The sequence below is a fragment of the Pseudoalteromonas sp. P1-11 genome (genome assembly GCF_001399995.1).
GTDB lineage: Bacteria > Pseudomonadota > Gammaproteobacteria > Enterobacterales > Alteromonadaceae > Pseudoalteromonas > Pseudoalteromonas atlantica.
This window is the reverse complement of the sequence record NZ_LJSP01000010.1, coordinates 61,545-75,293: the sequence shown is the minus strand read 5'-3', so window position 1 is coordinate 75,293 and position 13,749 is coordinate 61,545. Positions and strand designations below refer to the sequence as shown.

The 13,749-nt window shown below is 42.9% G+C and carries 11 protein-coding genes; 6 read left to right on the top strand and 5 right to left on the bottom strand.

Translation table 11 applies throughout. The features are described from left to right. Nucleotides 1-64: 64 nt before the first annotated feature. Nucleotides 65-1,945, bottom strand: coding sequence for a biosynthetic arginine decarboxylase (gene speA, locus AN390_RS15430; RefSeq protein ID WP_029773672.1), 1,881 nt, complete (start codon nt 1,943-1,945; stop codon nt 65-67). Nucleotides 1,946-2,142: 197 nt separating this feature from the next. On the opposite strand from speA, the gene speE reads away from it, so the two are divergent. Further along, a complete protein-coding gene (speE, locus tag AN390_RS15425) occupies nt 2,143-3,006 on the top strand; it encodes a polyamine aminopropyltransferase (RefSeq protein WP_024033887.1) in 864 nt (287 codons plus the stop codon). Nucleotides 3,007-3,060: 54 nt separating this feature from the next. Here speE and AN390_RS15420 read toward each other — a convergent pair whose 3' ends face one another. Beyond that, nucleotides 3,061-4,287, bottom strand: a complete 1,227-nt coding sequence (locus AN390_RS15420; RefSeq protein ID WP_055255291.1) for a hypothetical protein — start codon at nt 4,285-4,287, stop codon at nt 3,061-3,063. Beyond that, nucleotides 4,277-4,900: a methylamine utilization protein gene (locus tag AN390_RS15415; protein ID WP_055255290.1), complete on the bottom strand. Its 624-nt coding sequence runs from the start codon at nt 4,898-4,900 to the stop codon at nt 4,277-4,279. The genes AN390_RS15420 and AN390_RS15415 overlap by 11 nt, the downstream gene beginning before the upstream one ends. Before the next feature lie 159 nt (nt 4,901-5,059). Between AN390_RS15415 and AN390_RS15410 the strand changes: the two genes are divergently transcribed. Continuing rightward, entirely contained in the window at nt 5,060-7,102 is a 2,043-nt protein-coding gene (locus AN390_RS15410) for a glycoside hydrolase family 97 protein (protein ID WP_055255289.1), read from the top strand. 57 nt (nt 7,103-7,159) lie between these two features. On the opposite strand, the gene envZ is transcribed toward AN390_RS15410, so the two are convergent. Next, nucleotides 7,160-8,476, bottom strand: coding sequence for a two-component system sensor histidine kinase EnvZ (envZ, locus tag AN390_RS15405; protein ID WP_055255288.1), 1,317 nt, complete (start codon nt 8,474-8,476; stop codon nt 7,160-7,162). A gap of 5 nt (nt 8,477-8,481) precedes the next feature. Continuing rightward, nucleotides 8,482-9,201 carry a two-component system response regulator OmpR gene (ompR, locus tag AN390_RS15400; protein WP_004587537.1) on the bottom strand — a complete coding sequence of 240 codons (720 nt, stop codon included), beginning with the start codon at nt 9,199-9,201 and terminating at the stop codon, nt 8,482-8,484. 450 nt (nt 9,202-9,651) lie between these two features. On the opposite strand from ompR, the gene greB reads away from it, so the two are divergent. The 4 genes from greB (at nt 9,652) to AN390_RS15380 (ending at nt 13,734) form a co-directional block, all read left to right on the top strand. After that, the gene (gene greB, locus AN390_RS15395; RefSeq protein ID WP_055255287.1) at nt 9,652-10,125 is read left to right on the top strand and encodes a transcription elongation factor GreB; all 474 of its coding nucleotides are present in this window, start codon (nt 9,652-9,654) and stop codon (nt 10,123-10,125) included. A 132-nt stretch (nt 10,126-10,257) separates the two neighbouring features. Then, nucleotides 10,258-10,569, top strand: a complete 312-nt coding sequence (locus AN390_RS15390; RefSeq protein ID WP_055255286.1) for a hypothetical protein — start codon at nt 10,258-10,260, stop codon at nt 10,567-10,569. Nucleotides 10,570-10,619: 50 nt separating this feature from the next. Continuing rightward, complete coding sequence (locus tag AN390_RS15385) at nt 10,620-11,201, top strand: CBS domain-containing protein (RefSeq protein ID WP_004588243.1); 582 nt, start codon at nt 10,620-10,622, stop codon at nt 11,199-11,201. Between the two features lie 211 nt (nt 11,202-11,412). Beyond that, nucleotides 11,413-13,734, top strand: coding sequence for a Tex family protein (locus AN390_RS15380; RefSeq protein ID WP_054983335.1), 2,322 nt, complete (start codon nt 11,413-11,415; stop codon nt 13,732-13,734). The last annotated feature ends 15 nt before the right edge of the window (nt 13,735-13,749 follow it).

The following is a 13,749-nucleotide window of genomic DNA, read 5'->3' as shown; positions in this document are numbered from 1 at the left end:
TTATTTACTTTCCTTTAAACAATGCGCGCCAAACAGCGACGCTTTTAATTCTGAGAGTGTACGGTTAATCTTCGAAGTAAGTATAACCTTCAAGCCCGGCATTAAGCTCGGCTAAATACCCTGCTTTACACTGCTCAGACACTGCTAGCTTGTTGACCAATAATTCAAAGTTTTGTGCCAAAATGGCGCTATCATAGTCAACAAACTTTAATACATCCTTAACGCTATCACCTTTAATAGCATTGGTTAATACATAACCGTCGTCGTTAAGCTCTACATGCACTGAGTCGGTGTCGCCAAATAAGTTATGTAAATCACCTAAAATTTCTTGGTAAGCCCCCACCATAAACATGGCTATATGGTATTGCTCGCCATGTTGGTACTCAGGTATAGGTAAACTGGTTTCTATGCCCGCGCCTTCTACGTACTCACGAATTTGCCCATCTGAGTCACAGGTAATATCTTGAATAATAGCGCGCTGGGTAAGCGGTTTATCTAAATTTTCGATAGGCATAACCGGAAACAACTGCTCAATGCCCCATACATCAGGTAACGACTGAAACAGTGAAAAGTTAACAAATAGCTTATCGGCTAGCTTTTCGTGTAAATCGTCAAGCACCTCACGGTGCGCACGCGCGTTATTGCTAAGGGATGCGCGTACTCGGTGCAAAATAGTAAAGTATAATTGCTCTATTTTCGCCCACTCTAGCATGCTTACTAACCCATGCACGTATTGGTCGTGCGCTTCGCTAAATAAGTGCATCGCATCGTGGTAAATCTCTAGCGCCATACGCGGGTTTAAACGCTGTAAACACTGCCACATTTCATCAAGCACTAGCGCACTGTTTTTAAGTGGCGGTTCTGGGTTTGGATGATTTGGCGCTTTTTCTACGTCTATTACATCGGTAATTAACACCGCGTGGTGCGCTGTTAAAGCACGCCCTGATTCGGTGATAATGGCTGGGTGCGTAAGTTGATGTTGGTCGCACACCTCAGCAAAAGCATTAACCACATTACGTGCGTATTCTTCAACGGTGTAGTTCATCGAGCAAGCACTGCGTGAGCCTGAGCCTTCGTAATCTACCCCTAAGCCACCGCCTACATCAACGGTATTAAGCGGCACTCCTAGCTGGGTAAGTTCAGCAAAGTGGCGCGCGCATTCTCGCAGGGCGCGGTGTATGTCGCGTATGTTGGCAATTTGAGAGCCAATATGAAAATGCACCATTTGCATTAAATGTAATTTATTATGCTTTTTAAGCACCTCAACAGCACTAAGTACTTGGCCTGCGGTTAAGCCAAATTTGCCTTTTTCGCCGCCGGTATTTTGCCACTTACCTTTGCCTACTGAGTTTAAGCGAATACGTATACCAATGGCAGGCTCTATGCCTAGGTTATCTATTTCTTCAAGTAAGGTCGTCAGCTCTGAGAGTTTTTCGACGACTATTTTAACGCTGTGCCCCATGGCTTGACCAATACAGGCTAAACGTAAAAACTCACTGTCTTTATAGCCATTGCACACAATAGTAATGGGTTTATCGGCTACCCCTAAAATTGCCATAAGCTCAGGCTTTGAACCGGCCTCTAGGCCAACTAAACCACTTGGGTGCGCCAATAGTTTACTGACCACCGAGCGTTGCTGATTAACTTTTATAGGGTATACACACGTGTACTTGCCTTGGTACTCGCGGCTGCTGCGCGCTAAGGTAAATGCATGGGTGAGTGTATCTACTCTATTTTTTAAAATATCGGTAAAGCGCACCAACACCGGCAATGTTAAACCTTGCTGCTTAAATTGCTCTGTGAGCTGCGTTAAAGAAATCGCATTTTTAGATTGGTCACCATCTGGGTAGGCAACCAGCTCGCCTTGTGCGTTAATATCAAAATAGCCATCGCTCCAATGAGCAACATTATATGTAGCGCGTGCTGTTTCTAAACCCCAAGTCATGGCAACTCTTCTTTAATCAATTAGCTATAAAGGCGCATTTTAATACGTCACTACCCCCTACGCTAACAAAAATTGAACTTTAACTCGATACTGGCTAACTTTATTGGCAAAGCAGTTAAAATTTCATTGAGCAAAACGCGAAGCACTGGCAGAATTGCCCCTTTTTCATACTCAACTTAAAAAGTGTAAAAGCAACTATGGCAAATTTAGATCAAAGTAAGTGGTTTACAGAAATTAGCGACCGCGATGGCAGCGCATTTTCATTACGTATCAACAAAAAGTTGGATGAAAAACAGTCTCCTTTTCAAAAGGTAGAAATGTTCGAAACCACAGACTTTGGTAATTTAATGATCATCGATGGCTGTACTATGGTAACTACCCGCGAAAACTTTTTTTACCATGAGATGATTAGCCACCCTGCACTTTTAGCGCACCCAAATCCTAAAAACGTGGTAATTATTGGCGGCGGCGATTGCGGTACATTACGTGAAGTTTTAAAACACCCAAGTGTAGAAACCGTAACGCAAATAGATATAGACGAAGTAGTCACGCAAATGTCGTTAAAATACTTCCCAGAGCTTTGTGAGTCTAACAACGATGCACGCGCAACTGTTATGTTTGATGATGGTATAAAATACATGCGTGACGCTGCGGGCGAGTCTATTGATGTTGTTATTGTTGATGGTACAGACCCAGTAGGCCCAGGCGAGGGATTATTTAACCACGCGTTTTACACTAGCTGCTTAAATGCATTACGCCCTGGTGGTATTTTAGTGCAGCAAAGCGAATCGCCATTAATGCATATGCCACTGCTAGTAGAAATGCGCGAGGCCATGCTAAGTGTGGGCTTTAACGACTTACAAACACTGCCATTTCCACAGCCAATTTACCCAAGCGGTTTATGGTCAGTAACGCTTGCTCGTAAATCACAAGCATTTAATGGCTTTAGAGAAGCCGATGCCGAGCAAGTTGCACAACAAAGCGAATACTACAACAGCGGTATTCATCACGGCGCACTTGCTACACCAAACTTTATGAAACGCGCATTTGATAAAAAATAATTCACACTTTTTTTGAAACTAAAAGGGAGCTTTAAAAGCTCCCTTTTTTGTACTTTAAAAACGCCATTGAGCGTTGAGCATAATTTGCTGCTGCGATAGTCGCTGAGCAAACCCACTACCCGGCCTATTTTGTACAAAGCTATGCAGCGCCGAGCCTTCAACACCTATTTGTAGCGTATCGGTTAATTGGTAACGCCACGTAGCTGTTAAGCCTTCGCCATGGCTGGCGTTAGGGTCAAATGCGGTGGTGTCATCGTCATCTACTTTAAAATAATCATACCTAAGCGATAACCTATGCTTACCTGCTTTATGGCTGAGCATTAAATAATGGCTATAAAAACGGTTATAAATAAGCTTATTAGCCCCCATTTCGGTTTTACCATCGAGTAGCTGGGCAATCAAACGGGTTTTACCTGTAAATTTATATAACCACGCTAAACTGCTAAAGCGAGTATGCCAAGCATACTGCCCTGTTGTGCGATTAAAAATGCTGGGGTCGGCGTTATTATCGTAATAATAAAACCTAAACTGCGAGCGTTTTAAATAATCCCAATGCACGCCGGCATAGTAGCCAAAGCGGCCATCTACTTCTTCAAAAGGCAGCACTTGGTTAGCTTGCCAACGTAATTCGTCACTATTTAATGCCGCAATAGGTGCAAATTGTACACTTTCGTTAAATGTTGTTTGCCTGTCGTGCAGCGCAAAGCCGCGCCAAGAAAGCAACGTCCCTGTTGGGTCGTTCCCTTTATAAATAGCAGCGCTCACACTAAAGCTATGCTTAGAATTAAAACGTTTACCTGGGCGCTTAATGCTAAGCTCACCACCTATGGTACGAAGCTCTTCGCCAAGCCAACTGTTTATGGCCGAATTAGTATAATTGTAAGGCGAGGTCCAGCCTATATCGGGGTTTTCTAGCGACATACTAGGATAAAACCCACCAAGCTTTACATGCCATTTATAACGGCTGTTTACTAACGGCTGATACTGGAAATACGCTTGGCTTAAACCTAATGTGGTGTTCGGCTCTTGATTAACATTAACAACGGCATGTGCGCTCCAGGCACTACTTAAATCGGCCTTAAAGTCTATAATTCCTTGCGATAACAAAATGCTATCACTGCTATCTCCATGGCGATATAAACCAATACCGCCATCTTGAAAGCTTTGTGTATCGTCGCTTGCAACCGCACGTACCTGAATAAGCCCTTTAACCTGCGAAAAAGCCGGTAGGCTCATAAAAAGTAAGCCAAGTAATACTGTATTTTTGCGCTTAATAGTCATCAAATTCATCCGTAGCAAAGTCTATTTGCTCGGCTATGGCCTGCTTTACGGTGTAGTGTATAGGTGAATCGCTTACATTAACGCTGTGGGTTTCTACGTTGCTTATATCGCTAAAGCCAGAATGCCATACACTCATGCTGTATTGCCCATTAGGGGCAGTTAAATTAACCATACCGTTGTCGCCGGTAATTGCAAAAACGGTGCTATCAACCACCACAATATAGCCCAGCATCCAGTCATGAATATTACAGCCAAGCTCAACCACCCCTGTTTGATCAAACGTTATGGGCGCTTTAGGCTGCTCTTTGTAAAGTTTCAACTCAAAGGTTTTAGCTTTAGAAAACGAATAGACGTGGTGCATGATAGAGTCGGCATTAGGAAACTCTACCTTTGCATTTTGCGGAACAACTAACGTACGCGGCGTAAACTCGCGGTTTTGTTGGCTCATTGCGTAGGTTTTACTTTCTTGATTGCCGGCCTGAATTGATGCCCCGCTTAGCCACACTACCGCATTTGCTAAAGGCTGATTATTGGCATTTTTTATAGTTATAGTTGTTGCTGCTGCGCAAGTACTCATACATAGCAGTAACACACTTAGTAAAGGTTTTATCATGGGGCTAATCGCTATTATCAATTTGTTTACATTATAGACCGATTAAACCGTTAAATTCTTTCTATTTTTTAAAACATTGAATACGTATGTAGACAGTCGTATTAACAACTCACTGCCATTATCCTTAAAGGTCACCACCGACTCATCAAAGGACACACAATGAGAACATCCGCACTTTTACTACTGGCGTTTGCTGGCAATAGCTTTGCACAAACCGCTGTAGTTGAATCACCAAACTCACAAATAAAAGTGACTATTTCAGATGAAAATAGCACACCCAGCTACGCTATTAGCTTTAAAAACAAACCAGCCATAAACGCATCGCGCCTGGGTTTTGAATTTAAAACCCAAGCTGCATTTAGCGATGGTTTTAAAATTACTCATGTTAAGCAGCAAAGCGTAAATACCCAGTGGCAACAACCTTGGGGCGAGCGACAAACGGTTACTGATAAACACAACGAAGTTGCGGTTACGTTTACAAAAAGCGAGCCTAACGCTGCAACCTACACAGTGCGCTTTAGAGCTTTTGATAGTGGCGTTGGGTTTAGATACGAAGTACCAAAACAAGCAGGCTTTGAGCAAACACACATTACCAAAGAGCTCACCGAATTTGCCATTAACAATAACAACAATGCCACCGCATGGTGGATACCCGCCCGCGGCTGGAACCGATACGAATACGTTTACAACACCACCGCATTAAATGACGTCCCCCTTGCACACACGCCGTTTACCTTAAAAACCAATGACGGTACCCATATAAGCATTCATGAAGCAGCCTTAGTGGATTACGCAGGCATGGTGCTTAATCAGCGCCGCCCAGGCACTTTTAATGCCGATTTAACACCCTGGTCAGACGGCATTGCCGTTAAAAAACAAGGTGCGTTTAATACCCCTTGGCGCACCATTCAAATTGCCGACAGCGCGGTAGGCTTAGTCAATTCAGACATAATATTAAATTTAAACGAGCCTAATAAACTAGGCGATGTGTCGTGGGTAAAACCTGGCAAATACGTGGGTATTTGGTGGGGTATGCATATAAACACGCAAACCTGGGGCAGCGGCGAAAAACACGGTGCCACTACACAAACCACTAAGTACTACATGGATTTTGCCGCACAATATGGCTTTGATGGCGTACTAGTAGAAGGCTGGAACATAGGCTGGGACGGTGACTGGTTTTTTAATGGCGATGTATTTAGTTTTACACAACCCTACGACGACTTTGATATAGCGGCCCTTACTCAATACGGCAAACAAAAAGGTGTGCAGTTAATTGGCCACCACGAAACATCGGGTAATGTAAGTAACTACCGTGACCAAATGGAGGAGGCCTTTGCCCTTTACGAAAAATCAAACGTAAGCCAAGTTAAAACTGGCTATGTAGCGGATGGCGGTAACATAAAACGCATAGACGAAAACGGCATTGCCCGTCATGAGTGGCACGACGGCCAATTTATGGTTAACGAGTACCTTTACAACGTAAAGCTGGCTGCTAAACATAAAATTAGTATTAACACCCACGAGCCAATAAAAGACACCGGCCTGCGCCGTACCTACCCAAACTGGATTGCGCGCGAAGGGGCACGCGGCCAAGAGTTTAATGCATGGGGCACGCCGCCTAACCCACCAGAGCACATTCCTATGCTGGCGTTTACCCGAATGCTGGCAGGGCCTATGGACTTTACCCCTGGTATTTTTGATATGAGCTTTAATGGCTTAGGCGATGATACAAACCGCCCACAAACAACGCTTGCTAAGCAGCTTGCACTTTATGTTGTGCTGTATAGCCCGATTCAAATGGCCGCCGACTTACCTAAAAACTATTTAGCCAAGCCTGATGCATTTCAATTTATTCAAGACGTACCAACCGATTGGCAGCAAAGTATTGCGCTTGATGGCGAAGTGGGCGACTTTATTGTTTTTGCCCGTAAAGAGCGCAAACGCGATAAATACTCAGGAAACGATTGGTACTTAGGCACCGTAACCGACGAGAAAGCCCGAACTATTGAGGTAAAACTCGACTTTTTAGAAAAGGGTAAAAAGTTTGAAGCGCACATATACCAAGACGGTAAAAACGCTGAATGGAAAAACAATCCGTACGATTTAGATATCAAAAAGCGCATAGTTAGTGCAAACGACAAACTAACTTTAAAACTAGCCACAAGTGGTGGTACAGCAATCCGCTTTAAAGCACTTTAAGTTTTAATACTATTAACGTTATGGAAATAGCCAACTCTGCACAGCTTACTGCACAGCTTACTGTGCAGAGTTTTGTATTTTTATAGGTAAATAAATTTGTGCACTTAGGCCGCCTTCTGGGCGGTTTTCTAGCTTAACTTTACCATCGTGCATATCAATAATACGCTTAATAATGGCAAGGCCTAAACCACTCCCCTCACTACCACGCGCGGTATCACCTTGTTTAAAAGGCTCAAACACCGATTCTAGTTCGCTTTCTGGTATACCGGGGCCGGTATCGTTTACCGCTATCACAACGTATTTTTTGTTTGAATTAAAGTAGCTTAATACTTCTATATCGCCATCGGAATAACGCAGCGCGTTTTCAATCATGTTAGTAATTACACGCTTAATAGCCACACTACTTAACGGAACAAGCCCTACGCTGGGGTTGCCTTTAAAGGTAATAACGCGTTGCTGTTTAAGCTCACAATTAACCACTTCAGTTACTAGCGCGTTTATATCTTCGCAAGCAAGCTCATCTGTTTTGTGGTGGCGTAAATACTCAATAAATTGATCGATAATGCCGTTCATATCTTCAATATCGTAAATAATGCCTTCGCGAAGGTAGTCATCTTCATCGTTCATCATTTCGGTGGCAAGGCGGATACGAGTAAGCGGGGTGCGTAAATCGTGAGAAACACCAGCCATGAGTAAACGGCGGTCGTTTTCAAGAGCGGCTATACCGCGCGACATTTGGTTAAATGCACGGGTAACTTCTATAACTTCACTGGAGCCTTCTTCTTCAAGCTTGCTACTAAAATCGCCCTTACCCACTTTCACGGCTGCTTGCTGCAACGCCTTTAATGGGCGGTTTAAGTGCCGAGCAAATAGCCAGCCGCCTAACACACTTAAAAAACCAATACTTGATAAGTAAAACGTTAAAAATTCAAGGTTATTTTCTTGATACCCGCTAAGCGGTACTTTTACCCAGTAACCGGGTGCTTGCGGCGCTTCTACCCAATAAATCAGCGGGTCGGTTTGACTAATACGCACCCGAGCAGAACCATTTAATTGCTCAGACATACTACGCGACAGCATCGAGTATTCTCGGGTTTGACCCAGCCCTTGGCGCATTGCCTCGCGCTGCGTCATCACTTCTATACCTGTAATTTCAAAAAACTTTTCAGACACTTCGTCGTTGATTTCTACGCCGTCTTCCCAGTCTATAAATACCGTTTTAATTTGCTTAGCGAGCATTAAATTTACTTGCTCTATGGTTGGTTTTACAACGTAAAAGCTCACCGTTACATACGACACTATTTGGTTAATTAGCAGTAAAGCGGCCACTAAAAATACAGTTTGGCCAAACGCACTACGCGGAAAAAATCCCATATAAACTACTTATCACCGTCAGGAACAAACACATAACCCAAACCCCATACAGTTTGAATATAGCGCGGGTTGGCGGCATCTACTTCTATCATGCGGCGCAGTCGCGATACTTGCACATCAATACTGCGCTCAAGCGCACTGTAATCTCGCCCACGGGCTAGGTTCATTAGTTTATCGCGGCTCAGTGGCTCGCGCGGGTGCGATACAAGGGCTTTAAGTACGGCAAATTCACCACTGGTGAGCGAAATGGTTTTATCGCCCTCACTCATTTCGCGCGTGGCTAAATTAAGCGTAAATTGCCCAAAGGCTATTAAGTTTTCTTCTGCTGCGGGTGCGCCCGGTACTTCTTTGGCGCGGCGGCGTAAAATAGCTTTTATGCGAGCCAGTAATTCGCGCGGGTTAAACGGTTTCGGGATGTAGTCGTCTGCGCCTAGTTCAAGGCCTATAATACGGTCGACCTCATCGCCTTTTGCTGTCAGCATCACAATAGGAATTTCGTTTTCTTTTTGGCGTAGCCGACGGCAAATAGATAAACCATCTTCGCCTGGTAGCATTAAATCAAGCACCATTAAGTGAAAGTTTTCTCGCTCAATAAGTCTATCCATTTGCTCTGAGTTTGCGGCGGTTCTAACAATAAAGCCTTGCTCTACTAAATAACGCTCTAGTAAGCTGCGCAGGCGCATATCGTCATCTACAACTAATACTTTTGTGGTTTCGTGTCCCATTGCGTGTTTCTTATTTTTATTTCCAATTAATAGTTAATATAAATGAAAAACTTAATAATCAAAATCTAATTGCGCGCTTAGATTGTTACTGAACATTTCAAAGTTATAATATTAGGGCGTGTTGACCTTTGCGGATTGAAATTTGTTCAATCTAGGGGCGATTAAATTGCGGCGCGAGCTTTGTAACCTAGTGGGCTAAGTAAAAACCGAGTAACAAAGAGTTTATCGCGCCTAGGCAGAACCCGAAGGGCAGCGCATGTTTGGCATTTATGCTGCATTATCACCTATTTATGGGGAATAACCACACTTCATAGGCTCTGCCTTGCCTAAAAACCAAACATACTGCTGCAAATTCGACCATCAAAGAACAACACGCCCTAAAGTTTACACTCGACAAATTTTAGCAATTTTAATAACGTGCATAGCATTAGAGTTAATGAATAAAAGCCCATGAAAACAAATTTAATAACCCGCGAAGGTTACTTACAATTACAGCAAGAGCACGACCATTTATGGAACGTTCAACGCCCTGAAGTCACTAAAATAGTGAGTTGGGCGGCAAGCCTTGGCGATCGCTCAGAAAATGCAGACTATCAATATAATAAACGCTTACTGCGCCAAATTGATCGTCGTGTTCGGTATTTGCGCAAACGCCTACCCGATTTAAAAGTTATTGATTATTCGCCGCAGCAAGACGGTAAAGTATTTTTTGGCGCATGGGTAGAAATAGAAAACGAACAAGGCGAGGTTAAAAAATTTAGAATTGTAGGGCCTGATGAAATATACGACCGTAAAGACTACATATCAATTGACTCACCTATGGCGCGCGCCCTGATAAAAAAACAAGTAGACGATGATTTTGAGGTACCTACACCGCAAGGTAAAAAAGAATGGTATGTAAATAGTATTGAATATCAAAAATAGTCCCCCATAACATTATTAATAAATAACTACTTTGATTCAGATCAGGTAAATTTTTTATTGTGTAATATATCTCATTAGGATATATATTGGTTTAGCAGGTTTATCTTTAACCTGATTTTTAAGGTAGTGGCTATGTCAAACTTAGTACAGCGCATATGTAGTAATGCCGTATTGTTTGCACTTTTAATGAGTGTGAGTTTGACCCTGCATGCCAATACCACCGAAGTAAGTATAGATAACGCCAGTGTATCTAATCATTTTATCGCTTGTGAATTTCCTGACCAAGCAACCCCCGACATTGACTTAGATTCTCATGTTAATGCATTTGCTATTAGGTTGTTTCAACCGCTACCTAATGCTGTTTCATCTTTTTACCAAAGTACAAACCTATACCGTCCTTTTTGTACGGCATATCAACGTGGTCCACCTAGCTATTTAATTTAATTCACAATTTTACTTTTTGATTAAATTTTATAACTAATAAGGTGACTACTATGTCTAACTTTAAAGAATTACGTACCCAAAATATTTCTCATGGCGTTATTGCAAGCACGTTTGAAGATCAACAAGCCACTATTGATTTAACATCTCCGGCTTTAACTGTAATTAATAACTTTACCCAAAAAACGCCAATTCGCGCTCAATACGACACTCCTATCAGCGAGGCGCTTAAACAAGTACTAGCAGAGCACTCTGACTATGTATTGGTGACTGATGATGCGCAAAAATTAATTGGTATTGTTTCAAGTGCCGACCTACAAAGCGCTAAAATTACGGCCATTGCACAGCGTTTAAATACCAGCCGCAATGAAGTGAGCTTACGCTACATTATGACACCTATTAGCCAACTTAATGGCGTAAGTATGCAAAGCCTAAGCTATGCAAGTATTGGCGATGCACTACAAACAATGGAGCATCAAGGCAGCATGTTTTTATTAGCAACAACCACTAATAACGAAATATGCGGGTTAATCTCGGCGCGTCAAATAGCTAAAACATTGCATATTCCAGTGCATATTACCCCTATTGCTCACACGTTTAGTGATGTTTTAGAAAGCGTAGAGCACCCTCACTAAAGGGCGCTTTTACGCTTTGTCAGCTCAGCCAAGCCAACCATCTTAAAGCAAGCAAAATTGCTTGCTTTAAGAGCTTTTTATTACAACCTGCTGTGATATTATTCAACTAATAAATACCTACCAAACTCATTAAATAGCAACTTTAATAAGCTGGGTATAACAGTACCAGAGGGATTTTCTGGTTTTATTTTTTGTATTAAAAGGTTTATGCATGAGCGATATCTCTGCACGTTTAGCCACTGAGCTAAATGCACAACAGCAACAAGTTGTTGCTGCTACAAAATTACTTGATGAAGGCGCAACGGTTCCTTTTATTGCGCGTTACCGTAAAGAAATTACCGGTGGATTAGACGACACGCAATTACGCCTTTTAGAGCAACGTTTGTCGTACTTGCGCGAGCTGGAAGAGCGCCGCAGCTTTATTTTATCAACCATCGAATCACAAAATAAATTAACGCCAGCACTTAGTGCCGATATAACCAGCGCACAAAGTAAAACTGAGCTTGAAGATTTATACCTTCCTTATAAAGCTAAACGTCGTACCAAAGGGCAAATAGCCATTGAAGCAGGCCTTGAGCCACTTGCCGATGCGCTATTTAACGACGCAAACTTAGAGCCAGAGCAACAAGCGCAGCAGTTTATAAATGCCGACAAAGGCATTGCTGATACCAAAGCAGCCCTGGATGGCGCTAAATTTATTTTAATGGAACGCTTTGCAGAAGATGCCAAGTTATTAGCTAAATTTAGAAGCCACATTAGCCAACACGGCGCTATACAAAGCACACTTATTGACGGTCAAGAGCAAGCCGGTAGTAAATACCGCGACTACTTTGACCATCAGGAACCTCTTAAAAAGGTCCCTTCTCACCGCGCACTTGCTATGTTGCGCGCGCGTAACGAAGGTATTTTGCAGCTGAGTATTAACCCAGAACCAAGCAGCGAAAATGCAGCCCAGCTATGCGCGCAAATGATTGCTGATCACTACCGCTTAGATGTGAAATATAAAGCAGCTAGCGCATGGCTATTAAGTGTTGTGCAGTGGGCATGGAAAATAAAGCTTGGCCTACACCTAGAAAATGAATTTTTAGCAGCCATGCGAGAAAAAGCCGAAACCGGCGCTATAGATGTATTTGCTAAAAACTTAAAAGACTTACTTATGGCCGCCCCTGCTGGGCCGCGTACCACGCTTGGTCTAGATCCTGGTTTGCGAACTGGCTGTAAAATTGCCGTAGTTGATGGCACAGGTAAATTGCTTACAACCCAAACTATTTTCCCCCACGCACCACAAAATCACTGGGAAAAATCATTACGTACATTAGAGCAACTATGTCGCCAGCATAAAGTAGAGCTTATTGCGATTGGTAACGGAACCGCATCACGCGAATCTGACAAGCTAGTAGGCGAACTGATTAAGGCCAATGCTGAGCTTAAATTAAACAAAATTATGGTAAGCGAAGCCGGCGCGTCTGTTTACTCTGCGTCTGAATTTGCAGCGAATGAATTTCCTAACTTAGATGTGTCTTTACGTGGCGCGGTATCTATTGCGCGTCGCCTGCAGGACCCACTTGCCGAGCTTGTTAAAATTGAGCCAAAATCAATTGGTGTAGGCCAATACCAACACGATGTCTCGCAAAGCCAATTAGGCCAAACACTAACCGCAGTGGTAGAAGACTGTGTAAACTCAGTGGGTGTTGATTTAAATATGGCCTCGGTGCCGCTTCTTACACGCGTATCGGGGTTAAATAAAACCTTAGCGCAAAATATAGTAAATTACCGCGACACTAACGGCACGTTTACTAAGCGTAGCGAACTTAAAAAAGTTGAGCGTTTAGGACCAAAGGCGTTTGAACAAGCAGCAGGCTTTTTGCGTATTAATCAGGGTAAAGACCCACTTGATAACTCATCAGTTCACCCTGAGGCTTATCCTGTTGTTAAACTTATTTGTGAGCGTAACAACCTTGATGTAAATAGCTTAATAGGCAATAGCGAGTTTTTAAATAAGCTGGTTGCTAATGACTACACCGACGAGAAGTTTGGCTTACCTACCGTTACCGACATCATTAAAGAGCTAGATAAGCCTGGGCGTGATCCTCGTCCTGAGTTTAAAACTGCTGAATTTAAAGCCGGTGTAGAAAAAATCACAGACCTAAAACCCGGTATGATTTTAGAAGGTGTGGTTTCTAACGTTGCTAACTTTGGTGCGTTTGTTGATGTAGGTGTTCACCAAGATGGCCTAGTGCATATTTCGGCAATTACTAATAAGTTTATCTCTGATCCGCGCGAAGTAGTAAAAGCCGGTGACATTGTAAAAGTAAAAGTGGTTGAGGTAGATGCCCCACGTAAGCGCATTAGCTTTACTATGCGCTTAGATGATGAAATAGACACAAGCAATAAACCCGCTGCCGCGCCACAAAAGCAACGCAGTAATCAGGGCCAGCAACCGCGTGCAGCAAAACCAAAGCGCGATAACGGTAACGCCATGATGGGTAATGCCTTTGCCGATGCATTTGCTAATGCAAAAGTAAAAAAATAATACCCGTTTACTTCA